This window comes from Pseudoalteromonas sp. BZB3, assembly GCF_040104455.1.
In the GTDB taxonomy this organism is placed as follows: Bacteria; Pseudomonadota; Gammaproteobacteria; order Enterobacterales; family Alteromonadaceae; genus Pseudoalteromonas.
Genome location: NZ_JBECOS010000015.1, coordinates 135,214 through 161,072, shown reverse-complemented (window position 1 = coordinate 161,072; position 25,859 = coordinate 135,214). Strand labels below are relative to the sequence as shown.

The following is a 25,859-nucleotide window of genomic DNA, read 5'->3' as shown; positions in this document are numbered from 1 at the left end:
GCAACAACGCTCAAGTTTTGTTATGAAAGTAAAGAGCTTTTGCCTCATTATCGTGGTGAAGGTGTCTTCACACCTAGCGAAAAACCAGGTGCAGCAATCGAGATTGTGCAAAAGCTTGATGAAATGTCCTCAAAAGTACACATTGAGTTTGTTCGTGAGCCATGGAAGCGTTGTTTAAACGACTTAAAGTTAGGCAAAGTTGATACATTGATTGCTAGGCATTCAGTAAGCAGAGAGGCGTTTGCAAAGTACCCTAAAACCACAAAAAATGAGCTCGATAAAAAGCGAGCAATTTCAAGTACATCAACTTGCTTTATCCACAAAAAAAATGCGCCTTTAAAATGGAATGGTCATGAATTATTAGTAGACATGCCACAAGGTATTTCTGTGCCAAGAGGCTATTCACTCGTTGAGGATTTGAAGAAAAAAGGTTTTCAAATCTACGAGACCGTGTCGGTTAAGCAAGCCCACGAGTTACTTTTTAATGGTCGAGTAGGTATTTCACTGAGTGATTGCCAACATAAAAACCTACCAATAAAATTCGTCGAAAATAAAATCCCGATTGTAGAAAATTATGGTTATTTAGTTTTCAGCCACCAGTTTTACTCGCTTTATCCAAATCTATCTGAAGAATTGTGGAACCAGCTAATGAAAATAGATGGCAAAGCTTTTTATGATAAATACTAGAAGTATCTCAATTGATCTTGTCTCACCAAGTGTGCAAGTTTACAAATAGTGATGTATTCATTGTCATCTAAGATAACTGGCGATTCTTCTATAATTTGAAACTTAAAATTTTTTCTATTTTTATTGCATTCAATCCAAAATTCTTGTGTGCCATTATCATAAATGAATATGGTCTGTTTGTTGGTAACATTGATTTTTTCTATGTGGTTGTCGACCATATACTTTATTGATGCGTGAATAAAATCAATGCTCTTTAAGAATTTTTGAGGGTCTTTACGGTAAAACTGTTTTTGTTGCTCGTCTAGCGAGTTTTCTGGGGGAATTGGTAGATTTAAAGTTTCTTTTTCTAAGTACATGTATCGCTCCAAATAGAGTCAATAAGTACGTTTTAAAGGTGTGTTTGGATTGCTGAAAGATATAATTTTTATGATCCAAACTTTGCTTAACAAAGAAAGTTTTTACTTTACTTCTCGTAGAGAGCTTCAATTTATTTGATTTATTATCTTTTAATTAAATTATTCTTCATAAGAGTTTAAATTCTAAATTCAACTTAACTAAGACGCAGAAATTTTTCTATTTTCCAAAATCTACATATTTCTTCTGAAGTCAGATTTAATAAAATTCGATTAATTTTACATTGGATAATGAGTTTTGAACAAATTAAAGATCTGTTGATGAAAATTCACAAACTAATTCGATATTCTAAAGTAATTAACCAAAATATTTGCATTTAATTTTTTTGAGCTTACACTTGTTCGCTCAATGGGCGTACACGTGTAAGCTAAAATGGTTTAGACATGCAAAATATCTCACAATTTATTTCAAACAATTTATTTCATCACAGAGACTTATCAGGTTATTTCGAACCTGTTTTACAAGTATTTAAGCCTGCTTGGAGAAGCGGCTTTTTTAGGGCACAGGTTAAAGGTATTCGAATACTTAGCGAAAATGCGCTTAAAATAACCTTAAAACCTGAGAGGAAATGGCCTCTACACATAGCCGGTCAACACATTTCTTTGACAATAGAGCAACAAGGTCGGCTGATTTCTCGGGTATTCACCATCGCGTCTAGCGCGAAAAAATTAAAAGAAACGGGCTTATTTGATTTGGTGATCCGCACTCATGATGAGGGTAACTTTACTCCGTATCTTGGCGAGTTAGCATTGAATAGCTGGGTCAATATTTCAAACCCAATGGGTGAATTCATATTTGATGAACAAAGCAATCATACGACTTTTTTAGCGGGCGGCTCTGGCATTACCCCATTCATTGCAATGTTGGACGACTTACAGGAAAACACGCAGAAACACATTCATTTATTGTATTACGCAAAACCTAACGCGCACTTAATGGTTGATGTATTAGAGAAGCTTTTAACTAGACTCCCTAATTTTAGCTTTGAATTACTTAATCGTAGTGAACATGGCTCATTTACCAAATATGTTTCAGTAGAGCATACCGATGAACTCCTCGTCTGTGGACCTGAAGAAATGTTCGTTGAAGCTGAAAAATTCTGTAAGTCACGTCAAATACCCATCAGAGCAGAACACTTTCAAGCAATTAAGCCAACTAAACCCTTAAATGAAGCTGCAAGATTCACAGTGAAACTCAATCATGGTGACTTAGAAATCAGTAACCGAGATTCATTATTAAGTGAATTTCAATCACACAATAAACCTGTGACGTATGGCTGTGGTATGGGTATTTGCCATCAATGTCAGTGTGTGAAAAAGAAGGGTATTGTAAAAGATATGCGTGATGGACGCTTATCAGATAACAGCGAAGAGCTGATCCAATTGTGTGTTTCTCAAGCCGTGACAGATTTGGAGTTAGAACTATGAAACAAGTAAATTTTGAACAGTTAGCTTTGCAACTTGATGAAGTAAAACAACAAGCTCAGGCGAAAGTGGGGCAAGATGATGCTAATTACATTCGTAAAGTCATTGTTTGGCAGAGAGTATTTGAGTGGAGCGGCAGAATTTTATTGATGTTAGGATTCTGGCAGCCATTACTGTGGGTCGTGGGTGTCATAAGTCTTGCGGTCGGCAAGATCTTAGACAACATGGAAATTGGTCATAACGTGATGCATGGTCAATACGATTGGATGAATGACAAGTTCATTAATTCTCGCGCCTATGAATGGGATATTGCCTGTGATGGCAGTAGTTGGAACAGGGTACATAACTATGAACATCACACTTATACCAATATCATCGGTAAAGACAGAGATTTTGGTTATGGCCTTTTGAGGTTATCGAATGACTTCAGGTGGCGTTTAAAAAACCTTTGGCAGTTTATTACTTACGTTTTACTGAGTGTGCTTTTTCAGTGGGGCGTGTCTTATCATGAGATGGCGGCTGAGCGGGTTTTCTTTGGTAAAAAGAAAGACAACCGAGATAATAAAGTGTCACATGCAGAGCTTAAAAAGCGCTTCTTTAGCAAAGGGGCTAAGCAACTGGTTAAAGATTATGTCATTTTTCCACTTCTAGCAGGGCCGCTTTTTCTATGGGTTTTTTGTGGTAACTTAATAGCAAATTTATTAAGAAACTTATGGACTTCAACCATTATTTTTTGCGGTCATTTTACGGAGCATGTTCATACTTTCACTGAAGAAGAGTGTAAAAATGAAAGCAAAGGGCAGTGGTATTATCGACAAGCTTTGGGCTCATCAAACCTGAAAGGTCGCACATGGTTTCACATTTTAACAGGGCATTTAAGCTTTCAGATTGAACACCATTTGTTTCCAGACTTACCGGCGAAGCGTTACCCAGAAATAGCCCCGAAAGTACAACAAATCTTTCAGCAGCACGGTATTCACTACAATACGGGTGGATTTTGGCGACAATATGGCTCTGTCTTAAAACGTATTATTCGATATTCATTCCCTTAGAAAAGCGATTCCCTCAGTTTTAAATCTGGCTGAGGGAGGTTTATCCTTAATACTCCACACGCTCTAGGTTATCTGATGGGATCTCTGGAAATTTACCATCTATCCAGTTTTGCTTTGCTTGTTCTATTTTTTCTTTATTAAACGAGACAAAGTTCCAATGAATATAAGGCACATGCTGCCATTTTTCTCCACCCAGTAAAATAACACGGCTGTTTTTAGAAAACTCAATCGTTGTTTCTGTCTCTTCTAATAATACAAGCTCATAGGGCGAGATAGTCTCTTCGTTGATAATGACTTGACCATATAAAACATAGAGTGCGGTTTCAAAGTCTGGGTTGGGTACGTCAATTTTTTTACCTTCAGCACCAATTACATCAAGATAAAACATTTCTGTATAAGTTTTAATTGGTGAGCTTAAGCCATATGCATCACCTGCTATAAGGCGAGTCATAACACCATCTTTAACTATTTGCGGTAGGGCTTCTCGCTTCACATGCGTAAACGCAGGCGCAATATCTTCATGCTGTGCTGGTAAGGCAATCCAAGATTGCAAGCCATTTAGACCATGTTCGCTTGCTCTTGTTTCGACGCTTTCTCTTTCAGAGTGGGTAATACCTGTGCCAGCTGTCATCCAATTCACATCACCAGGTGCGATTTCTAAGTTATTCCCCAATGAATCTCTATGTAAAATTTTACCTTCAACTAAATAAGTCAAAGTAGAAAGACCGATGTGTGGATGCGGTTTGACATCAATCCCTTCACCTTGAGAAAAAGTAGTCGGGCCCATGTGGTCGAAAAATATAAATGGTCCAACCATGCGCTTTTTCATGTGGGGAAGTAAACGTTTTACTTTTAGGCCACCAATATCATGTTCTGTTGCGGATAATTTTAATGCCATAAGTAACTCAAATCAGGTGATTAACTATTTACAGCATAGATGCAAAATACCATTTCAATCTATTCAAAAATTTTGATTAGAGTGTTCAAAATTTATAGCTGTTTAACATTTTCTGCCCAACATAGACTGGAGTTATTGAAATGACTTAAGGTGAATACAGATGAAAAATGTTCTACTAATTAACACATCAATTAATCATGACGCTGGAAATTCTTATATCTTGAGCAATGAGTTTGTCGACAGGTTGTCAAAAAAGTTCGAGTTAACAGTTTCACACCGTGACCTAGTTAAAGAGCCGATGGAACACTTGAAGCAAACAGAAATGCTTGCTTGGATGACGCCTGAAGCGCAGAGAAACGATGAACAAAAATCACTGGCTGATTTATCTGATAATTTGATCAAAGAAGTACAACAAAGCGATCTACTGGTAATTGGCCTACCTATGTATAACTTTGGTGTGCCTTCACAGTTTAAAGTCTGGATGGATAGAATCGCCAGAGCGGGTGTTACCTTTAAATACACAGAGCAAGGCCCTGTTGGCCTGTTAGCAAATAAGAGAGTGATAGTGTTAGCTGCGCGTGGCGGAATTTATGCAGGTACTGATAATGACTCTCAAACTACACATGTTAAATCGTTTTTTGCACTACTAGGGATCACAGACGTTGAGTTCATTTATGCTGAGGGCCTAAATATGCCTAGTAAAGAACTCAGCATTGCAAATGCAAAAGAGAAAATGGAAGCTGTCTTTTCTAGTATGGGCTAAACTGAACGATAGCTGCGAAGCTCACTCGCAGCTATCGTATTTTAATTAATGAGCAAGTTTCGCATCAGCTTGTGGATTTGCTAGAGCAACGATGATTTTGAATAACAAGAACATCGCATAAAGATTGATAGGATAGTTAACTAATACTTCAGTCCAAAAAACCACCAGTGGGCTATGAATTAAGTTAGTTATTTGGTCAAATATTTCAATGAAGAGGCCTAGAGCCAGTAAAATAAACCCATAATATTCACATAAATGAGTCGTTTCAGTCGCTTCTACTTCATGGCCTGCGATCCAGTTTTGTAAAAATTTCTGCCTTCTAAAAGTACTCCGAATCCGACCAGCAAGATCGCGATACCTTCTTCATCTTCTTTTAGCTGGGCCAAAGTTTCATGGCTAAGTTCGGAAAACATGAGTTCGAGTTTATGGACCATCAACGTACCAATGATGCCAGTAACAACAAGGCTGATATAAAGCAAAAACAGTCTATTTGTGAGTAGCTTAGTAAATAACATAACATTTTCTAAATTCGAAGATTATCAATAAACTAACTGAAAAATGTGAAGAGATTATGGTTGGGTTAAAAAGACATAATTGAGAAACTAAATTGTGTGATGAACCAACTTTTATTCAGTGAGTCATATTTTTAGAAAAGATATTGATGATAATGACACCTAAAATGATCAATGCCATACCTAATAAAGTGGGAATATTAGGCATTTGTTTAAAGAAGATACTTCCCAAAGCTGTAACAAGGACAATGCCTGCCCCAGACCAAACTGCATATGTAACGCCAACAGGCACTTCTTTTACAACTAAAGACAGGCAATAAAAAGCAACACAATAGGCAATAACACAAATAGCGCTTGCAGTAAGGTTGTTAAAGCCATCTGATACTTTTAAAGCCAGTGTGCCTATAACTTCTGAAATAATAGCAATACTTAAATATAACCAAGCCATATGAAGTCCAGTTTAAAAAATCGAAATTTTACTATGTATTCGCATGCTTTAATAACGAAAAATTAATATGGTGATTTATTCTTTGGATTTCTCAAGCGAGACTAAGAAAATGCCCCCTAAAATAAGAAGTGAAGCTATTATAAGGCGTGTTGATATAGGCTCCGATAAAAACAAAAAATCACCAATAGCAGCGATTACTGGTACTAATAGCTGAGAGGCGGCTGCTTGAATACCAGTTAATAGTGGCAAAGCCTTATACCAAATTATGTAACCGATACCTGATGTGACAATGCCAGATATCATTGCAACGATTAGGCCTTTAGTTGTGACACTGCTGAAGTCAACGAATGGCAGTACGATAAGTGCTAATGGTAGAGTTCTGATGAAATTCATAGAAGTCTCGGCACTTGGTTGCTTTACTCCTTTACCTGCAAGTGTATATAAACCCCACGCGACCCCAGACAACGACATAAGAACAAAGCCAATGAGAGAGGGGGTTGTTAACGTTGGAAATACCAGATAAATAAACCCGATAAGTGCAGTCAACAAGCCTATCAATTCAAGCGATGAGAAGCACTCTCCTGATAACTTAGAAATAGTTAACATGCACAGTTGAACTGAACCAAAAAGTATTAATGCACCGGTGCCAGTATTTAAAGTGATATAGGCAAAAGAAAAACAAATTGCATAGATAAATAGCATAACTGATGACCACCAACTACCATAATTCAGAGGTGACTTATCAGTACGCTTGTTAAAGAAAATCAAAAAATATAAGAATATAGCTGCAGAAATTAACCGTATGACAGTGAAACCAGCAGCATCTATTTGTTTTTCGCCTAATGCAATACTGCACAATATAGAGTTTCCTGCGAATGCAATAAGCGCAATAAATGTCAGAAAACTTAATTTCAATATTCAGGCTTTTTTCTCATATCCGAGCAGAATAAGACAGTTAATGAATGAAATTTATTTCGTTGTTTTGAGATTTTTTGAAAAATTATGAATACTGCTGTACTTGGTACTCATTAAGAAATAAAAGTAACCGTTGCTGGTAATCCATTCTTCAAGTGAGATTTCACATCTTCAAACTGCTCAGGTGGAAATTCAAATGCCGGCACAACACCGGGTTTTATTTGATTATAAGGCAATGAGAAAAAACTTTTTTCTCCACAAGTATCTAGCGCAACCTTTCGGATCTGATCCACAGGTACGCTGTCAGACCCAATATATAATACGTTGTCGTTAAAAGTCAGGTGATTAATTGGATCTTTCACGATTTGTTGTTTTTGATACTCGATTATACCATTTTTTAAATTAAACAAAAAAGGAAGCATTGTGAGATTTGAGATGGTTGTGAGAGTAACTAACTCAAAATCGATAAACCCGACTGCTGTGAGCAGAAGGTAGCAGGCAATAGAGCCAAGCCAGAGCAAAGCATATTTATCTATTTTCATCTAATTATCCTTTTAATGGTTGTGCATTTGTTAGTGTCAGCAAGTGTTTTATGGTTCTAGATAAAATTTTTACACTGTCTGTTAGTTTCACTGATGTACGTTGACTTAATCTTGAATTCAATAAATCAATCTAGATTTTCAACTTTACGAACAAGTGATTATCGTAATATATGCCACCTTTAAATATCGCACTTTTCAAAACTGCTTCTTGGTGGAATCCGGATTTAAGCAACACTTTCTTTGAAGGCATGTTTGGTTCAAATACGGCGGCAAAAATTCTGACAATAGGCGTTGTTCTAAAAACTTCGGTAATTATGAGCTCGATAGCTTGAGACATAATGCCTTTTCCCCAATACGCATTATCTAACCAATAGCCTAATTCACCAGCGCGCTGGTATTCAAACTCTCCAGGGTTAACGCCTATACAGCCAACAAATTTACCTTGATAGCAAACCGCTTTTATTAAACCATGTTTACTCCCTTCGTTGATCCACCAAATGGCATCCTCTTCTTTGTAAGGAGAAGGTATTTTGCTAGATAAATAGCGAGTTACATCAGGGTGATTTAACACTGATATCAATTGAGTTTTGTCAGAAATTACAAAATCTCTTAAAGTAATCTCTTGCTGATTACTCATGGCTTAAGTTTAACTGCTGTACCAAAAACCATAATTTCAGAAGAGCCATCCATAATGGTACTGGTTGTAAATCTAATACCGACGATGGCGTCAGCACCGTTGTCAGCCGCACTTTGAACTAAACGTTCAATTGCAATGTCTCGTGCTTCACTTAGCATTTCTGTGTAGCCTCGGATCTCTCCGCCACCAATGTCCTTTAAGCCAGCCATGATGTCACGACCAATGTTTTGCTTGAACGACGTTGCCGGTTACTACACCAACGATACTTTCTATTTCTTTTCCTGGAATGGTTTCTGTGGTTGAAAAAAAGCATAAGCCCTAAAAATCTGATACTTAGTCTGTATTTGAAATAAAAACACTTATCGCAATGATTGTAAATAATCTTCATACATAGAGATGATTGATTAGCCATCGAACGCTTATAAAGGATTTAACTGGATAGAAAAGGTGATACAAAATTGCAAATAACAATAAGGTGAAGCTACTATTTAGCTTCACCTTGCAGAGTCAGTTTATATCAAATCGACCAACAAGCCTGTTAAGGCTATTTGCAAGTTCTACTAATTGAGTTGCACCAGCAGAGAGGTTATCAGCAGCTTCTCCTACATGCTGAGCTGAATCGTTTACACCAGAAATGGTATGTTTAGTCTCACTTGCTGTATCACCTTGCTGTTTAGCTTGCTCAGCAATTTGCGCAATAAAGTTTTGTACCAAACGAACAGATTCAGCGATTTCATCAAAACTTTGATGTGCTTGTTCCGAGCATTCAATGGCCTGCTCTGAGTCAGCAACACTAGATGTCATTTGTTGTGAAACACTTCGCGTTTGATCAATTAATTCGGTTAGTACTTTTTCAATATCTTGCGTCGCATCATGAGAGCGTTGTGCCAGTGTTCTTACTTCGTCGGCAACAACCGCAAAGCCTCGACCTTGTTCTCCTGCACGGGCAGCTTCAATAGCGGCATTGAGTGCTAATAAGTTAGTCTGTTCCGCGATATTTCTAATTACTTCTAGAATATTGGTGATGTTATTTGATTGCTTCTCAAGGTCACTCATAGCGCCGGCTGATTCGCCCAAAGAACCATGAAGTTGTGCTACTTGTGAAACCGTTTGCTTAATTAAATCATTACCATTTTGAGCATGAGAATCAGTCGTTTCAATCGCATTTAAAGCATCACCACAGTTTTGACTAATGGTTATGGCCATGCTTTCTACAGATTCAGTAGTATGTGTTGCTTGCTGAGCTTGGTCTAGTTGCGTTTGGCAGCGTTGTTGAATCTGACTGATACGTGATTTTGAGCTTTGCGCTTCATCATTTAACGTAGCTGCGTTGTTTTGAATGTCTTTAACTAATTCATTAATTGAATTTAAGAATTGGTTGAACCACGAGGCAAGTTCGCTGATTTCATCGTTACCTATGACTTTAAGGCGTTTCGACAAATTACCTTCGCCTTGAGCAATTTCTTTTAAGCCTTCAGATACCATTTCGATTGGGTAGACAATTTTATTCGCTAACACCACAGCGATAATGACAAAGACGATTAACATGACCACAGCAATCACACTGATGCTGTAAGACATGTTGTAGGCAGAAGACAAAATTTCGCCTTCATCAATGATGGCGACAAACGTCCAATTCAATGCATCTGAATGGTACAACTGAGCAACCATGGTTTTATTGCTTGCTTCAATATTGATCAAAGGCTGATTTTTATTCGTTCTGATAGCATTGAAAATAGGCGAATTTAACTTGTTAATTGATTTGAAGTTGTTATTAGGGTTTTTAGGATCGGCTAGGACTGTGCCTTGACCATCCAATAACATTAAATACCCAGTTTCACCTAAACGAATGTTACTCACAATATCTGTAAGTGTAGATAAGGTAACATCTAACGACTGAACACCTATCGTTTGCCCTGACTTTTTAATTGCCGTTGCTACACTCACCATAGCCTGTCCTGTTACACCTTGATATGGCTCAGTGACAATGACTTCACTTGAATTTTGCGTAACTTGTTTGTACCAAGGGCGTTTACGAGGGTCGTAATTTCCTAAGGGTTCGGCAGGATATTGAATAAAACCACCGTATTGGGTACCTAAGTAAACAAATAAGAGTTCTTCATGGGTTTGACCGAAAGATTCAAACAACTCAAAAATTTCAGCTTCTTCTTTCCCTGCTGAGCGCGGATCCATCATTTTTTCGGCATCAAAGTAAGTAGATGTGTTTTCAGAAACAGAAGTAACAGTGCTACTTTGCGCTAAAAATCGCGCATTATTCTTCATTTGATCAAAAAATAGATTGAAGGTGTTTTCGACCTGTCGTATCTCGCTGTTTGAGCTATCAATGAAGCGCTCTAAAGATTCGGTTTTGGTTTGTGAAATGCTCACAATTGAAATTGCTAAAATAGGGGCAATCACGGTTAATACAAAGCTGGCTATCAGCTTTTGGCGCATTCTCATAAATATCACCTCCCGGGTTATTATTTTTATTGTAGATGATTTATTTGAATACTATGGGGAATTAGGGGTATTTGGCAACAGTTAACGATTATTTAACTATATTTTTGTCACTTATTCCATTTTGTTTAGGTGTGATTGAATTATTACACATAAAAATATAAGAAAAATGTAATTTTTTTGTAAATTAATTAATTTAGGGTGTGGCTCCAATTTTGATACAGCAAAGTGGATAAACAGTTTGCAAGTGAAAAGAGCCAATCGACACCTTTTTATTATTCTGCATTTAATCGTTCTGATTTCCGTAACACTCTCTTTGATAACAGGTTTGAGAGTCAGTTTGTTACAGTATGATCACTTTTCATTTCTAGCTCCTATTTTGCCGCAAGGTAAAATGCACACAGTTCACTATTATTCTGGCGTTACACTTACTTTAGCGAGTGCCTGTTTTATTCTTTACCGCTTAACGTTTGAACATAAAACAACAAATAATAAGTATCACCGATCAGTAAATTGGTTTGGCTATATCGTTCTTCTTTTTTGTTTAATCTCGGGATTTACCCGATGGTTAGACTTAGCCAATGTATGGCTTTCAACCGTTCATTACTTGAGTGCTTTAGCGATCATATTCTTCTTGATATTGCATAGTTACGTATACTTCTTAACACTAGGCAAAAAATTAGTAGTTAAACTCTTCCAAATAAAAGCGATTGTGAGACTTAAATGGCATCTCATTAGTTTTTGCTTGCTGGCAGGTATTGGCGTATTTATTTTTGATCAGAATAAATCTCTAAGCTTCCAGGTGTTACCACTTGAACATTCAGACTTTATTGCAATCGATGGGCAAGATTCAGAGCCTTTTTGGCAAAACATCAAATGGAAAACAGTTAACACCTACGGCGGGGCAAACTTTAATAACGGGCATACCCCCGTAGAAATAAAGATTGCCAGCAACGATGTCGAGAGCTACTTCTTATTTCGTTGGCAAGATGAGACTAAAAGCCTAACCCACCTGCCATTGGTTAAATTAAATCAACAGTGGCAAGTTAAGCAGCAAGGCTTCCATACATTCAATGAAACTCGCTATTACGAAGATAAATTTGCAGTTCTGCTTAGTCAGAGTTGTGACCATGGCGGCGATGGCACAGCGCATTTAGGAAAGTCACCTATCAAAGGCAAGCCGGCTAATTGGCATGGCAAAGGCTACCATGGTGCGCTCGATGGCAGAGTGCGTGACCTTTGGCATTGGAAAGCTCTTCGCACCAACGACATGGTACAAATGGATGACAATGTCATTGCCGCGCCAAGAAGTGCTAAATCTGGAGATAGGCGTTATACCGCAGGTTACTTTGCGGATGGTAAAGAAAGTGGCGCCTATGTAATGAATTGGCTTTGGTACGGCAAAAACAAAGTCATCCCTAAGCGTTTGCCATTACCTGAATATCAGCACATGTATAGAGCTGATAACCAACATATTGAACAAGCCGTTTTACCTTGGTTCTCAAGTACACCTTATAAACCATTGCTCGATACCTACCCGGAAGGTACTTTATTAAGCTCGGTACTTTATCGTTCGAATCGCTTTGAAGGAGACCGAGGCGATGTCACAGCAAAAGGTCATTGGCAAGACGGGTATTGGACTTTAGAAGTCGCGAGGAGAAACAAAACAGGCTCTGATTATGACGTAGCATTAGAGGAGGGCGTTTGCATTTGGGTTGCTGCTTTTGACCATGCACAAATCGCACACACTCGTCATCAAAGGCCATTGAAATTGGATTACTCGGCGCTTAGGCAAAAAGGAAAGTTATGATGCTTAAACGATTATTACTTTCTATTGGTTTTTTTACAGTTTGCTTAGCTGCTGGTCATTTAATTCAGAGTGAGCCGAGTATACCCCTAGAAAATAGATTTTATAAAGTCAGTAATGACGGTCAGTTGATAACTGCATGGAAGGGGCCTTGGGCCTGTGTTTATGATGAAAAAGAAAATCTGTTATGGGAAGTGAAGCGTGACGATGAATCCATTCATGATGGTTACTGGAGTTATTCGTGGTTCGACGACCAAATTGGCGTAAAAAATAGCGGCGATTGTTATTTTGAGTCTGAACGATGTGATACTCAAGACTTGGTTCGTAAAACCAATCAACACGGGCTTTGCCAAGTAACTGGCTGGCGCTTACCGACAAAACAAGAAGTAGAAGCAATTTTACAAACTCAAGATAAACCTCAGCAAGCAATGCTTTCTACTGATTATTTTCGCCATATAAAAGCGGGCGATTATTGGACACAAGACGCAGAGCAACCTTTAGAAGGGCATTATCGCCATCTAGAGAAAGGAGCGATTGCAGTCGATTTTTATCAAGGGCGTTTTCATACTCTTCCCTACAGAAATGCTGCATTTGTGATGTTAGTAACTTCCGAATTACCCAATTCGATTAAGGAGGCTAATGCACAATAACCCCGTCAACATACCAACCTTTAAAAGAGATCACTTAATTAAGAGGGTAGGCATATGACGATTTTTCACAGCAATATCAATACTAAGGAACAACTATGAAAACTTATAGCAAGGTCGCTATATCATTTACTTTGCTTGGTGCGTTTAACGTGCAAGCAGGCAGTAAATATCATCGTCTCATTTGGGATAACGCCCCACAAAGTCAAGCGACTATCGGCTTCACACCTGATGGCAGCACAAATCATTATGTCAAATATGGTGTGTCGACAGATGAGTCTTTATGGCAAAGAAAGAACGTGACAGCTAGCCATACATTCGATGGTTCTTTACAAAGTAAATTTGTAAAGCTCACAGGGCTATCAGCGAATAAAGCCGTGTATTATCGCGTCTGTGATGATTCGGGCTGCGGTCAACGTCTATGGTTCAAAACAGCCCCCAATGACAACTCTCCATTTGTCGCAATCGCTGGTGGAGATACACGTACTGGATGGACGAATCGACAAAATGGCAATAAGTTAGTCGCCAAGATCCGTCCACTGTTTATCATGCATGGCGGCGACTATACCAATGCTAACACCGCTTCTGAAATGAGCAGTTACCTCAATGATTGGCAGCTTACTTTCTCGTCAGATAGCATCGACGGGCTGAATTACAAACGGATCTATCCGTTTGTTGCCACACATGGTAATCATGAAGATGATAACTACAAAACACTATGCGAAGTGTTTGGTGTGGATTACGACAACAATAATGTCTGTGACGCGAAAGATACTTATGGTGCATTTAACGTTTCGCCATTATTACGTGTATATACGTTAAATTCTCAATATAAAAACTCGGGCTGGTCGAGTTATGCAACAGCAATGAATAATTGGTTGCAACAAGATCTGCAAAGCTCTGGTGGCTCAGTAAGTTGGCGCGTAGCACAATACCATAAGCCAATGTTCCCGCATTATTCAGGTAAATCAGACAACACCATTTTGCATACTTGGTGGGCAAATCATTTCTATAACCATAAAATGAATTTGGTGGTTGAATCTGATACGCACATCAACAAAGTGACACAAGCACTGAAACCAAGTGGTAACAATTTTACGAGTACAACCAGTGGCGGTACTGTGTTTGTAGGGGAAGGAAGTTGGGGGGCGCCTGCCCGTAGTGCCAACGATCCTAAATCTTGGACGATTGATCTTGCCAGTATTCAACAATTCAAAGTGCTCACGGTATCAAGTGATAAGCTTGATGTGAGAACTGCACAATTTAACTCAACTGCAAACACACTTTCAAAAGCTGATCGCGATGCAAATCCAACCTTACTACCGAATAATGTTAATTGGTGGTATGCCTCAGGGGCAGGTGATGTACTTAACTTAGTTAAAGCGACTAACGGATTAACTAAAATTGATACTGGTGTTATTGATCCACCCGTGGGTGATAAGGAGTTAACAAGTGGTGTTGCTGCAACAAATATCAGCGGTAGTAAATCGCAAGAGCTCGGTTTTTATATTGACGTTCCAGCTGGTCAAAATGCTTTATTAGTTGAGATGTCTGGTGGAACTGGTGATGCCGATATGTATGTGCGTTATGGCAGCAAACCAACGCCGAGTTCATACGACTGCCGCCCTTATAAAAATGGCAATAATGAAACTTGCAGTATTGATGCTGTGAAAACGGGTAAATACTACGTGGTCGTTAAAGGTTACAGCGCATTTAGTGGTGTGAGCTTAAAAGCAACCTATAGCAATAATGGCAGCGGAGGTAATGGCGGGTCTGATATCTTTACAAACCTGTCTGCGAGTACCGGTAAATGGCGATATCGAAGTGCAACTTTACCAAGTGGTGTAAGCAAAATGACGGTCACTATTTCTGGTGGCACTGGCGACGCGGACCTATATGTTAAAAGTGGTTCTGCACCCAATAGTTCCAGTTATGAATGTCGTCCTTATAAAGATGGCAACAGTGAGACATGCACGCTCACAAACCCAAAAGCAGGCGAGTGGCACTTTGGCGTAAAAGCCTATAAAGCCTATTCGGGTGTGACGTTAAGTTATAGTTATGAATAAATTTGCGTGATAAGTGAAAAAGCCAAGCTTCGCTTGGCTTTTTTGTTTGACCTGTCTACTACTTTAAACATTATGCTTTCATCATCGAAACAAGCTAATCTTAATTACGCTTTAATTTATACACTCAGAATGGGCTTATATGTTTTTAATCTCCGAACTTGAAAACGTGTAGGTGTATCAAGAACGACGTTATTGTACTACGAAAAATTAGGTGTCATTAGAGGTCAACGTTTAGACAATGGTTACCGTCTTTACACCGAATTGGATGCTCAGCGTTTAACTTTAGCCATGCAGTTACAAGATGGTGGATTATCACTTTAAGAGTGCATTGCCTGTCTGAATGGCAAATTAGATAAAGATATTTTAAGTGAAAGACTGCGCTTGTTAGATGAAGAAATAGTGCAAAAACAGAAAGCGAGAAATTACTTTCTGGTTTACTGGGGGAAAGTTCTAATCGTGACTTTCATGCGCAATTAAATGAACTTGCTCCACAAGCGGACTATGAATGGTTATTACAGCAGGGCTTTACTGAAAAAGAAGCGCAAAGAATAAGGTGGTTATCAAAAGATATGAATTCACACGATCAATATATGCAAGACTTCCTAACCGTTTTTGAACCTTTGACGCTTTGGGGGCCCGGAGACGACAGTGACACGCTCAAAGCGATGTCATATATTTCAGATAATGCTGATAGCATTTTAGAAATCGGCAGTAGTAAAGGTTTTTCGACTTGTTTATTGGCAGAGCACTATAATGCATAGATCACAGCCATAAATAACGAGCCCATTGCGGTAACAAACTTAGTAGAGCTGATAGATAGTAAGGGTTACGCTGAAAAGGTTACTCCCATCTGTGCGAGCATGTCAGAACTGCCAATTAAAGCACATAGTTTTGATGCAATTTTGGTAGAAAGCTGTGTCTATATTATGGGTTTTGAAGAGGCCCTAAAACAATGGCAAACAGTGCTCAAGGCAGATGGTTTGATTATTGTCAGTGATTTAGTTTGGCTAACTTCGAAGCCAAATGAAAAGTATCAATCATTTTGGTCGACTGAATATCCCGCAATGTCAAACGTTGATACGCGTTTGGTGCAAGCTAAAAAGCTGGGTTTTGAGGTGTTAGATGACTTCACAATTAGTGACAAAGCTTGGCAAAACTATTTGCAGCCCTTGCAAGCAAGGGTGAATGCGCTAAAAGCCAGTATGCCAGAGTCACAAGCAATCAAAGATATTCAAAGAAAGCTCGATATTTATCAATCACATTATGGGTCGCAGTTTGGTTATCATTTCTTTGTGCTAAGAAGAAATGCGTTATAGAGTTAAGCATTAATAATTAATCAGGATATTCTTCATGTACCAACAAGTACTCGATTTTTGGTTTAATGAAATCTCGCCAAAGATGTGGTGGCAAAAAGATTTAGCGTTTGATACTGAAATTGTTCGACGCTTCGGCAAATTACACCAACAAGCGGTTCTAGGAGAGTTATTTGAGTGGCGAGAGCATGCAGAGTCAAGCCTTGCAGAAGTCATTGTACTCGATCAATTTTCCAGGAATATACATCGAGATACGTCACAAGCTTTTGCTGCAGATCCGCTCGCCTTAGCACTTGCTCAGCAAGCCATTAAAAATGGTTTTGATAAATTAATTGAGGTTGAGAAACGCAGCTTCTTTTATCTGCCATTCATGCACAGTGAGTCAAAACGCATTCATGAAGAAGCACTAAAGCTCTATACGGCGCATGGCAACGAAAATAACCTAGAGTTCGAGCTTAAACATAAAGTGATCATAGACAGATTTGGTCGTTATCCACATCGTAATAAAATATTAGGCAGAGAATCTACCCAAGAAGAAATCGCTTTTTTGCAAGAACCAGACTCGAGCTTTTAGGCTTTTATAAACAAACTCACAAAGCGCGTGTAAATCGCGCTTTGTGAGTTTGTTTATAAAAAAATAGAATATGCTTAGTCATTACTGAATCATTAATAAAGATAAGTTAAACTCTCGCCTTTATTTTTAGGAGGCGAACAAGCGTGATCTCAGGACTAACAGCAGCAGAGCAACAATGTCATAATCTAATTGATTTAAAAGCAGGGAAGTACCAAGGTTATAAAAGGCTGCAATTAGTCGAAGGCATATCTGAATTCCCTGAAGAAATCCTTTCTTTATCAGACACACTTGAGGTGTTAGATCTCTCAAATAATCTGCTTTCAGAATTACCAGACAGTTTTGTTCAACTCAAAAAATTAAAAGTATTATTTTTATCGTTTAATCAGTTTAAATTCTTCCCTGACGTGTTGGGAAAATGCATAAATTTAGACATGGTTGGGTTTAAATCGAATCAAATCGAGTCAATCAGTGAAACATCACTACCAAGAAACTTACGCTGGCTGATTTTAACCGACAATCGTCTAACTCAATTACCACATAGCTTTGGTCAATTAAGTCAGCTAAAGAAGTTAGCATTAGCCGGCAATAAACTTACTGCAATCCCTGAAAGTTTTACACAGTGCAAGCAATTAGAGTTAGTTAGGCTTTCAGCAAATGAACTAACTTCAGTCCCAGCGGGTTTATTTAAACTGCCAAAATTGGCATGGTTGGCGCTATCTGGTAATCCATTGGTTGGTGAGCACAAAGTACATTCAGGTATTGCCCAGTATGAGCAGCAAGATATTGTACTCAATGAGCAAATAGGTCAGGGCGCATCGGGTGTAATTTACCAAGGTAAATTAAATAATGCTGACACAGACATTGCCATTAAGGTGTTTAAAGGCGGTAAAACCAGTGACGGTTATCCAGAAGATGAGTTAAATGCTTGTTTAACAGCGGGTCAGCATGAGAATTTGATCAAAACATTTGCGCATATTTTAGACCAAGACTTTTTGGCGCTTCTTATGGATTTAATTCCAGCAGGTTATGAAAACCTCGGCCTTCCTCCAAACTATGAAACCTGTACAAGAGACACATTTGTCGAAGCCACGCAATTTTCTATTGAAACAATCAGCAATATTGCTAAACAGTTAGCAGATGTATTATCGCATTTACATAATCAGCAAGTCAGTCATGGTGATTTCTACGCGCATAATACAATGATTAATGCACAGGGGCATGTGATGTTCGGTGATTTTGGTGCCGCGACGCAATTACATAACTTGTCTGAAGTACAGCAACAGCAATTTGAACGCATTGAAGTCAGAGCGTTTGGTAATTTGCTAGACGATCTGCTGACACAAAGCCAGTTAAATGAATGTGATAGAAGCACGTTAGCTAAGCTAATATCCCTTAGAGATGCGTGTTTGAATGACAATATTACGCTTCGACCAAACTTTGCAGACATCAAAGTTTTATTGGCTGAATAAGCTCTCAAACTATATTTGCAAAATAACTCAATCAGAAACGTAATATGGGCACTCTTTAGCGGTGCTTATATTGCGTTTTACAATATCCGCGTGAAATTTCAGGGTTTCGCAATTTCAGATGTTTAGTTTCACGACCCGCCATGCGTTTTCGCCACATTTTGAAGCTGCTTGGTTTCATTTCTTTTCGCATTAAATTAACGACTTGAGTTTCATTTAAGCCATATAAGGTATTAATTGCTTCAAATGGTGTTCTGTCTTCCCACGCCATTTCGATTATGCGTGAAACTTCGTGTTCTAATAGGTCCATATTTTTTATGTACTGAGATATTTATTCTGTTATTACGGAAAATTCTAAGCTTTAGATTTATAAATTTTCTGTATTTTTATGAAATAGTTAAATCCAATAAATCTGAATAGATCTTCATGTTTTAGACACAATACAGAAATATTTGTAAACAAAATATTGCAATTGTTCACAATTCGATCTAAAACTCTAACTGCATCTGGACTGATGTCATACCAGATGCCGCATGGGAAACCTTATTCTTAGTAATGAGAATAAGATTATTTTTGCAATAAACTTGGAGGTTGCGATGGGCAATCTGAATACAATGAAAATAACAAGCTTAGTTTTTGCAGTATGGGCTTTAGCACAATCAAGCGTTGTAAGTGCAACGGATTATAAAACAGTATTGATTCATGGTTTTCAACCACAACAGCTATTATTTGGTTCGCCAAATACAGTTAGTAGCGATGGGGAGAACTATTGGGCTGACTATTGGGGCGCTTTGGCAGACGAAAGAATTGATTGGCCTTCATTTGAGCGCGTTAAAGGTAAAATCGCGACAGATTATGTATGGCCGAAATTAAAGTCGATGAGTGAGCGTGGTGTATGCGACCAAGGCTGTATACTTGTTACACACTCAACAGGTGATTTAGTCGCACGTTACATTATTGATAACCAAGCAAACTGGTTAAGTGCAGCCGGATTGAAGCCCCTGAATATCATTGCTACATTTGATATTGCTGGCGCGGGTGGAGGAAGCGAATTAGCTGATTTAGCTGTTAATGTTACTCAAGGCGCAACATCTTGGAACCCACTGATAGAGTTGGCTTTACAAGCTTGGTTGGGAGGACCATTGACCGATAAGCTTGGGGTTCTAAACGACCTCAAAGTTAATAACGCTCGTCAATTGGCAGCATTACCCAGTGATAGAGCCCCAAGATTAAGATTTGTTGGTGAGGGCGATTTATTCCTGGGAGCAACAAAGCTATTTTTAAAAGGCAAAGATGACAGTGTAGTGGCTTCTCATTCAAGCTGTGGATCAAGCAAAGCAGGGAACTTTGGTAGTTGTTCTTCAAGCGTTGCATTTAACGGCAAGATTTCATCACAGGGTGATGCAGTAACAAGCTTTATGCCAAATCACTATCCAATGTTGATGTCTGATAACTATGATCACTTATCAATCATTTTGAATAAGCCAAAAGGCAAAGTGACAGCGGCTAATGACACTGTAAGGTTGGATAATGGCGACACAATTTCATTTTCTACCTACCAAAAAGATTATGGGTTCTGGATCTTTAAAACACATTACAAATATGTGAGCCAGTCTGATTCTCAAAGTATGTCTAAGTTAATTTATAACACGTTATAAAATCTCAAATTGAGTAATGTTATTAAGGCCGTATAGTTTTTACGGCCTTATATGGTCGACACTATGAAAAAGAACAAAATCATCATTGGATTAGTTGCCATTAGCTTTATAAGCATTTGCTATTTTCTTGGTACAAAACAAAATAGCGATAATGAATTAGATACTGACAGAAAAACAGCACTTGGAAGCAATCAAGTTGATGAAATGAAGTCTTCGCAAGAAATCATTCAAGAAACTACTCAAGAAACTAAGACACCTATGCCTATAAGCTTTAATCAATCAACGGTTGATTCGGCAAAAGTCATCGCAACTAAATATGAACAAACTTTAAATTATCCGCCTTATTCGCAGCCACTTTCTTTAAATGACTTTAGTATTTTAAATCCAAATTATTTCGAACCAGTAACTATGGTTACTCAAGATAGCAATGTGAAAATATCAATGATGCTTGAGAAATATCATTTTGTTTCGCCAGAAGCCATTATAGTTCAAGTAAAGGGTAGCGATATTTATGGTGTGGAACTAAAAGTGCAGGATGCTGATACGCGCAAGCTATTATCTAGTCATAAGATGCACCCTTCACAAGATGCATACTTAGCACAAATAAAAGGAAACACTGATTACCCAGCTAACTTACAAATCACGGCAATAGCCAATGTAAACGGCGATGAAGTGCCTATGGTTGCGCAAATTAGTTACAACCAAAAAAGTGCGACAATTGTCGGAGGAACCAAACCATTTGTTGAAAGCGCCGACCTAGTTTTTCCTATTGATATTAAAGTTGAGAAAGCAGGTATTTATAGAGTGAGAGCAAATTTGTTTTCAGGTGCGCAACCCATCGCCTCTTTAGTCTCTGAAACCAAATTAGAGGAGGGGCAAAAACAGATTTTGTTGCGAGCACATCAAAGTGTACTGCCAAAAACAAGTGAATTTGAGCTGGCCACTTTTACTATTGAGAAGCGCTCTACACACCCTGCAGAGCCATCTCGATTTGGTAACTCTGAGATTGAAAAATTGGTATTCGATGATGTTGACCTGTCAGGCATCGAAAACACTCACTACCAACCTGATGAAAACGAAAGAAAGCGTTTGGTGTTTTTGAAAGGGATGGCAAATCAGGATTAACCAGTTTATCCGTAATCAAAACTTAATTGTTAACTAAATAATTCATAATAATGGCATCAATCTTAGGTTGTGACTCGTTTATTGCTCCATTAATTATTTTAACTTCGTATGGTGTGAAAGATTTATGGCTAAGTAGAAGGTGGACGGGGTTATCATGCACTATGTAAGGCCATATTTTAATGTTGTCGTGGCCGAGTGTTGTCTTATAGTAATGTGCACTGATAATGTCATCAATAATAAAATCGACGCGGTTTTTAACCAGCATTGAGATACGGCTGTTAGCACTTGCCAAACTCACAAACTGTTCTTTGAATTTTTTGTGTTCGAGTAGTTTTTTTAATTCCTTTCCATAGTAAGACCCGATGCTTAAACCAATGGTATGATCTTTTCTGAGAATTGCCTTGAGGTTTTGTATAGGCCTTGGTTTAAACAGTGATATTAATCTCATTTTCTCATCTCGATAGCTTTCTGAGAATATTCCATATTTTTGCCTTTCAACTGTAAAGCTTGTCATGGTGGAAACATCAATGATACCTTTGCCCATTTCTTCAAAAGTTCTTGCACTGGAGGGAAGCCGCACAAATTTGTAGCACAAACCGGCTTGATCAAATATTGCTTTTACAATCTCAACATCAAGACCTGTTGCACCAGTACTATCGAAAACGGTTAGAGGAGGCCAGCTAGCCACTACACCAATCTTTTTACAGTTTTGTGCAAGTATAGTCTGTGAAAAAAACAGGCAAGCAAAAGAAAGTAGAAACGTAATTCGCCTCATCGAGAACACAACCATCAACTTTTATTTAAGCATAGAGCAAAAAGCACCGAATGATAGTTGAAATCTAACAATCTTAGTCCCTAATTTATTATTTTTTGCATGTGTTTTTATACCTAAAAAAGGTATTTTTAATTGCTTTTAGATATAATTTCCTCATAAGTCATTATTTATATTGCTAATAATTTTATTGCGAAATTTTAAATCATTAATAACTGAGAGAAATATGAAATTAAAAACACTATGTGCAATGGGCATCATCACATCTACTTCATTTGCTGTGATGTCAGATGTATCTGACAAAGTGATCGCAGATCAGCGTGCTAACCTTGCTAAAAATACTGAGGGTAAAGGTTTTGGCCCGCAATCTCCGCGTGATATTGATACTTTAGAGGGCGAAAACAACATCGCTTTTAATGCTGCGCCTTCTCATAAAGAAATGAACTTGTGTAACATCCACTTCCATAAAAATGCTGAGCATAAAGGCGGAGAATTCACTAAATATGCTGGCAATGGTAACGGTAAAGGTTTTGAAACTGGATTTGTTTATAACGGTGAACTTTCAAATAAAGAACTAAAAGCAGTTAAGAGCCAAATTTGCCCATCTAAAACGGGTGGTCTATTCCCGGGCGACACCATAGAACTTCACTACGTTCATACAACAGCGCAAGTAAAGCCAGGTCCAACATTGGGAGCTTGTTTGAGCGACTCAATTGCTAACCCGCAATTACGTGTAGAAGCGCAAGTGTATGTACTTGTAAACGATAAAAACGGATTAGATTTTGCTGATTTAACAAAATTTGGTAAGCAAAACGGTTACTATCAAGCGCTTAATATTCCAAATTTTACCGGTGCACCAGTACAGTACGCAGGTTCGACAACGGGTCCTAGCTACAATGAGCAAGGTTCACCTTTACAAGTGAGCTGGAGCGTTCGGCCACGTGTTGCTAAGGTAAATATCGAGACAGTAGGTGAGTGGTGTAATGACAACGCATTCAACGAAGATCATGCTCATGGTGTGCGCAATCTAGTTGTTAATCCTGCGCTTATTTCAGACATTGAATAAGACAGGCTGAGAAATAGTTAAAAAAGGAGTATTCGGTAGTACTCCTTTTTTAGTAAATTGATGATTATTTTAAAGCATTAATACGTTGTTCAAGTGGTGGGTGAGACGCGAACATATCAGCAATGCTCTTACCAGATGCAATACCAAATGCCATCATTGAGCCTTCAAGCTGTGATTCATGGTTGGTACGCAGGCGCTCAAGGGCTGCTCGCATTTTATGTGCACCAACTAATTGCGCTGCACCATTGTCTGCAGCAAATTCTCGTTTACGACTAAAGTAGGCGACTACGACTGAAGCTAAAATGCCAAAGATGATTTGGAAAATCATATCAAAAATGAAATAAGTCCAACTACCACCACTGTTTTCACCTTCTTCATCGCTGTTTAAGAAGTTATCAACGATACCTGCAAGTACCTTAGAGATGAAGATAACAAAGGTATTTACAACACCTTGTATCAAAGTCAGGGTAACCATATCGCCATTTGCAACGTGAGAAACTTCATGAGCAAGAACAGCTTCAGCTTCGTCACGTGTCATGTTGTGCATGAGTCCTGTGCTAACAGCAACAAGACTATTGTTCTTACTCGGGCCAGTTGCGAACGCATTCATTTCTGGACTGTCGTAAATTGCAACTTCGGGCATTTTAATACCTACTTGCTCCGCTTGACGTGCAACCGTTGTTATTAACCAATGTTCAGTTTCATTTCTTGGTTGCTCAATGACATAAGCACCAGTCGATTTCTTGGCCATCCATTTCGACATAAATAGTGAAATGAAAGCACCACCAAAACCAAACACGGTTGATATCATTAAAATACCACCTAGGCTTCGGTTGCTAATACCAAAGACACTCATTAGGATGGATAAGACAACACCTAAAACGATCATCACCGCTAGGTTTGTAATCAAAAACAACACGACTCGTTTCATAAGACCCCTCAAAAATAAAGCCAATCAGTAATTTGTGCGATTATTTGTTTAAAAGTTCAATATTCATCAATATATGGGCGAAATGTTTCGTTTAAATAGTTTCAAACAAAAATTTGGATTTGTTGATAATTAAATACGTTAATTTTGTGGTTTGGGTTTGAAATAGTGCTGCGTTGAAGCAGCTAGGATCAAATCCTAGCTGCTTGTGGTGAGGTGAAGGATAGTTACAGTCGTTTCATAAGTTGATTTACTTTTGCGATAACAGGCCAAGCTGATGACTCATAATTACCTAACACAACTAAGATATAGCCTTTTTCTTGATACATATTTAAACGAGCGGTCATACCGAGGTGCTGACCGTTATGACCAATAATGGTATTTTCTTCGTCGCCTCTTATTGAAAAGCCATACCCCCAGTTATTTGCATTAAGCTCTGGTTTTGCACTTAGTGCTTGTTGAGCGAGGGATTTGCTTATTAATTTGCCATTTTGCATTGCAATCGCAAATTTATGGAGATCTGACACTGTAGAGTAGCCCCCGCCAGCAGGGCCACCCTTTACAGATTGAAACATTAAATTCTCGGTGATTTGGCCGGTTTCTACTGAAAACCAATAGTTCCTTGCCGTGTTCTTGACGGGGACGTCTAAGTCAAAACTACCGCTATTGCGCATGTCTGCTTTGGCATAAACGTGTTTGTTAATGAAGTCGAAATAACTTTCACCGCTCACATTTTCGATGATTTTCCCAAGCAGCATCATACCGTTATTGCTGTACCTCCATCTTGAACCTGGTTCAAAGGTTGTATCTATTGAAGCAAGTAGGGGAGTTATATCTTTTAATGAGCGGACTTTATTTTGAATTGCATTAAAGCCTTCTCCATTACCGATCCCCGATGTATGACTCAGCAAATGTTTAATTTTAATTTTTGAGAAATCTCCCTCACCTAAAAGGGTTGGGTCAATATACTTTGTCATAGGGTCGTCTAGTGACATTTTACCTTGTTCAACTAGCTGCAAAATAGCAGTACTGGTAAACATCTTATTCATCGAACCAATTTGGAATTTCGTATTTAAATTATTAGGCACATCGTAACGTCTTGAAGCTAATCCGTGTGCAGCAGAGAAGAGCACTTTGTCACCTTTAGCGAGTAAAATAGCGCCAGAAAACGCGCCGTTATTCGCCAATCTGGCACTGTAGCTTTTTACTTCTTCGACAAATCTATCATCCGATAATTTAGAAAGATGAGAGGTGTCTTTTGGGTTTTCCCCGATATACCAACCTGTTATAGCGCGCTGTTGCTCATTATTGAAATAGATTACCATGCGGTATTGCATATCAATGTTTTTAGAATAAAGCGTACTAATATGTTGCAAGCCGTTGTCTGTTTTTTCCAATTTAGAATCTATGACTTCTAAATTGCCAAGGTAAAGTGCTTTATTCATTGAGTAGCCAACATATCTGTCTTTGCCCGTTCCTTCCCAGCGTGAAAGCGCATCTTTTGAGAAATGAGAAACAACAAAGTTTTCTATGTTAGACAGGTTTTGACTATTCAGTGTGGTTAAAAAAGTATCTGCCACTTTATTGTGATTAAGGGTATTTTCTGCAGCAACTGAGGCGCTGCTAACAACTGCTAACAGAGAAAGTGCAATAAAAGATCGCTTCATGTTGTATTCCTTTTGTATTTA

At 38.4% G+C, this 25,859-nt stretch carries 27 protein-coding genes and 1 pseudogene; 15 read left to right on the top strand and 13 right to left on the bottom strand.

What is annotated here, in order from left to right; all coding sequences use genetic code 11:
• Positions 1-39 precede the first annotated feature (39 nt).
• Positions 40-687: a hypothetical protein gene (locus ABMY35_RS17535; protein WP_349287384.1), complete on the top strand. Its 648-nt coding sequence runs from the start codon at positions 40-42 to the stop codon at positions 685-687.
• Here ABMY35_RS17535 and ABMY35_RS17530 read toward each other — a convergent pair.
• Positions 684-1,043, bottom strand: coding sequence for a hypothetical protein (locus ABMY35_RS17530; protein WP_349287383.1), 360 nt, complete (start codon positions 1,041-1,043; stop codon positions 684-686). The genes ABMY35_RS17535 and ABMY35_RS17530 overlap by 4 nt on opposite strands.
• 441 nt (positions 1,044-1,484) lie before the next feature.
• On the opposite strand from ABMY35_RS17530, the gene ABMY35_RS17525 reads away from it, so the two are divergent.
• Positions 1,485-2,528 carry an FAD-binding oxidoreductase gene (locus ABMY35_RS17525; RefSeq protein WP_349287382.1) on the top strand — a complete coding sequence of 348 codons (1,044 nt, stop codon included), beginning with the start codon at positions 1,485-1,487 and terminating at the stop codon, positions 2,526-2,528.
• Positions 2,525-3,577, top strand: coding sequence for an acyl-CoA desaturase (locus ABMY35_RS17520; protein WP_349287381.1), 1,053 nt, complete (start codon positions 2,525-2,527; stop codon positions 3,575-3,577). The genes ABMY35_RS17525 and ABMY35_RS17520 overlap by 4 nt, the downstream gene beginning before the upstream one ends.
• Positions 3,578-3,623: 46 nt before the next feature.
• On the opposite strand, the gene ABMY35_RS17515 is transcribed toward ABMY35_RS17520, so the two are convergent.
• Positions 3,624-4,475, bottom strand: coding sequence for a pirin family protein (locus ABMY35_RS17515; RefSeq protein ID WP_349287380.1), 852 nt, complete (start codon positions 4,473-4,475; stop codon positions 3,624-3,626).
• Between the two features lie 160 nt (positions 4,476-4,635).
• On the opposite strand from ABMY35_RS17515, the gene ABMY35_RS17510 reads away from it, so the two are divergent.
• Entirely contained in the window at positions 4,636-5,238 is a 603-nt protein-coding gene (locus tag ABMY35_RS17510) for an NAD(P)H-dependent oxidoreductase (RefSeq protein ID WP_349287379.1), read from the top strand.
• A gap of 275 nt (positions 5,239-5,513) precedes the next feature.
• Here the strand turns inward: ABMY35_RS17510 and ABMY35_RS17505 are convergent, their stop codons facing one another.
• The 7 genes and pseudogenes from ABMY35_RS17505 to ABMY35_RS17475 form a co-directional block, all read right to left on the bottom strand.
• Complete coding sequence (locus ABMY35_RS17505; protein WP_349287378.1) at positions 5,514-5,753, bottom strand: hypothetical protein; 240 nt, start codon at positions 5,751-5,753, stop codon at positions 5,514-5,516.
• 115 nt (positions 5,754-5,868) lie between these two features.
• Positions 5,869-6,198, bottom strand: coding sequence for a multidrug efflux SMR transporter (locus ABMY35_RS17500; RefSeq protein WP_349287377.1), 330 nt, complete (start codon positions 6,196-6,198; stop codon positions 5,869-5,871).
• Positions 6,199-6,273: 75 nt separating this feature from the next.
• Complete coding sequence (locus ABMY35_RS17495) at positions 6,274-7,113, bottom strand: DMT family transporter (RefSeq protein ID WP_349287376.1); 840 nt, start codon at positions 7,111-7,113, stop codon at positions 6,274-6,276.
• A 113-nt stretch (positions 7,114-7,226) separates the two neighbouring features.
• Positions 7,227-7,655 carry a hypothetical protein gene (locus tag ABMY35_RS17490; protein ID WP_349287375.1) on the bottom strand — a complete coding sequence of 143 codons (429 nt, stop codon included), beginning with the start codon at positions 7,653-7,655 and terminating at the stop codon, positions 7,227-7,229.
• 130 nt (positions 7,656-7,785) lie between these two features.
• Positions 7,786-8,292 (bottom strand): GNAT family protein, encoded by a 507-nt coding sequence (locus ABMY35_RS17485; RefSeq protein WP_349287374.1) that lies wholly within the window; start codon positions 8,290-8,292, stop codon positions 7,786-7,788.
• Positions 8,289-8,580, bottom strand: a pseudogene (locus tag ABMY35_RS17480) (heavy metal-binding domain-containing protein). Before ABMY35_RS17480 ends, ABMY35_RS17485 begins: the two are co-directional and overlap by 4 nt.
• 219 nt (positions 8,581-8,799) lie before the next feature.
• Positions 8,800-10,752, bottom strand: coding sequence for a methyl-accepting chemotaxis protein (locus ABMY35_RS17475; RefSeq protein WP_349287373.1), 1,953 nt, complete (start codon positions 10,750-10,752; stop codon positions 8,800-8,802).
• Between the two features lie 391 nt (positions 10,753-11,143).
• On the opposite strand from ABMY35_RS17475, the gene ABMY35_RS17470 reads away from it, so the two are divergent.
• The 8 genes from ABMY35_RS17470 to ABMY35_RS17435 all read left to right on the top strand — a co-directional run bounded on the left by ABMY35_RS17470 (position 11,144) and on the right by ABMY35_RS17435 (position 18,625).
• On the top strand, positions 11,144-12,559 hold the full coding sequence (locus ABMY35_RS17470) for an ethylbenzene dehydrogenase-related protein (RefSeq protein WP_349287372.1): 1,416 nt from the start codon (positions 11,144-11,146) through the stop codon (positions 12,557-12,559).
• Positions 12,556-13,206: a DUF1566 domain-containing protein gene (locus ABMY35_RS17465; RefSeq protein ID WP_349287371.1), complete on the top strand. Its 651-nt coding sequence runs from the start codon at positions 12,556-12,558 to the stop codon at positions 13,204-13,206. The genes ABMY35_RS17470 and ABMY35_RS17465 overlap by 4 nt, the downstream gene beginning before the upstream one ends.
• Positions 13,207-13,301: 95 nt before the next feature.
• On the top strand, positions 13,302-15,269 hold the full coding sequence (locus ABMY35_RS17460; protein ID WP_349287370.1) for a pre-peptidase C-terminal domain-containing protein: 1,968 nt from the start codon (positions 13,302-13,304) through the stop codon (positions 15,267-15,269).
• A 192-nt stretch (positions 15,270-15,461) separates the two neighbouring features.
• A complete protein-coding gene (locus tag ABMY35_RS17455) occupies positions 15,462-15,590 on the top strand; it encodes a MerR family transcriptional regulator (protein ID WP_349287369.1) in 129 nt (42 codons plus the stop codon).
• 248 nt (positions 15,591-15,838) lie between these two features.
• On the top strand, positions 15,839-16,030 hold the full coding sequence (locus ABMY35_RS17450; protein ID WP_349287368.1) for a hypothetical protein: 192 nt from the start codon (positions 15,839-15,841) through the stop codon (positions 16,028-16,030).
• A gap of 99 nt (positions 16,031-16,129) precedes the next feature.
• Positions 16,130-16,585 (top strand): hypothetical protein, encoded by a 456-nt coding sequence (locus ABMY35_RS17445; RefSeq protein ID WP_349287367.1) that lies wholly within the window; start codon positions 16,130-16,132, stop codon positions 16,583-16,585.
• 34 nt (positions 16,586-16,619) lie between these two features.
• A complete protein-coding gene (locus ABMY35_RS17440; RefSeq protein WP_138569115.1) occupies positions 16,620-17,156 on the top strand; it encodes a DUF924 family protein in 537 nt (178 codons plus the stop codon).
• Between the two features lie 143 nt (positions 17,157-17,299).
• Positions 17,300-18,625, top strand: coding sequence for a leucine-rich repeat-containing protein kinase family protein (locus ABMY35_RS17435; protein ID WP_249349119.1), 1,326 nt, complete (start codon positions 17,300-17,302; stop codon positions 18,623-18,625).
• 55 nt (positions 18,626-18,680) lie between these two features.
• Here the strand turns inward: ABMY35_RS17435 and ABMY35_RS17430 are convergent, their stop codons facing one another.
• On the bottom strand, positions 18,681-18,932 hold the full coding sequence (locus ABMY35_RS17430; RefSeq protein WP_058029651.1) for a TIGR03643 family protein: 252 nt from the start codon (positions 18,930-18,932) through the stop codon (positions 18,681-18,683).
• A 286-nt stretch (positions 18,933-19,218) separates the two neighbouring features.
• On the opposite strand from ABMY35_RS17430, the gene ABMY35_RS17425 reads away from it, so the two are divergent.
• Entirely contained in the window at positions 19,219-20,280 is a 1,062-nt protein-coding gene (locus ABMY35_RS17425) for a hypothetical protein (RefSeq protein WP_138567416.1), read from the top strand.
• Between the two features lie 63 nt (positions 20,281-20,343).
• Positions 20,344-21,405: a hypothetical protein gene (locus ABMY35_RS17420; protein ID WP_349287366.1), complete on the top strand. Its 1,062-nt coding sequence runs from the start codon at positions 20,344-20,346 to the stop codon at positions 21,403-21,405.
• A gap of 22 nt (positions 21,406-21,427) precedes the next feature.
• Here ABMY35_RS17420 and ABMY35_RS17415 read toward each other — a convergent pair whose 3' ends face one another.
• Positions 21,428-22,093, bottom strand: a complete 666-nt coding sequence (locus ABMY35_RS17415; RefSeq protein WP_349287365.1) for a transporter substrate-binding domain-containing protein — start codon at positions 22,091-22,093, stop codon at positions 21,428-21,430.
• Between the two features lie 334 nt (positions 22,094-22,427).
• Here ABMY35_RS17415 and ABMY35_RS17410 point away from each other — a divergent pair, with 334 nt between their 5' ends.
• Positions 22,428-23,243: a delta-class carbonic anhydrase gene (locus tag ABMY35_RS17410; protein WP_349287406.1), complete on the top strand. Its 816-nt coding sequence runs from the start codon at positions 22,428-22,430 to the stop codon at positions 23,241-23,243.
• A 64-nt stretch (positions 23,244-23,307) separates the two neighbouring features.
• On the opposite strand, the gene htpX is transcribed toward ABMY35_RS17410, so the two are convergent.
• Positions 23,308-24,174, bottom strand: a complete 867-nt coding sequence (gene htpX, locus ABMY35_RS17405; RefSeq protein ID WP_349287364.1) for a protease HtpX — start codon at positions 24,172-24,174, stop codon at positions 23,308-23,310.
• A 224-nt stretch (positions 24,175-24,398) separates the two neighbouring features.
• Positions 24,399-25,838 (bottom strand): serine hydrolase domain-containing protein, encoded by a 1,440-nt coding sequence (locus ABMY35_RS17400; protein ID WP_349287363.1) that lies wholly within the window; start codon positions 25,836-25,838, stop codon positions 24,399-24,401.
• Between the last annotated feature and the right edge of the window lie 21 nt (positions 25,839-25,859).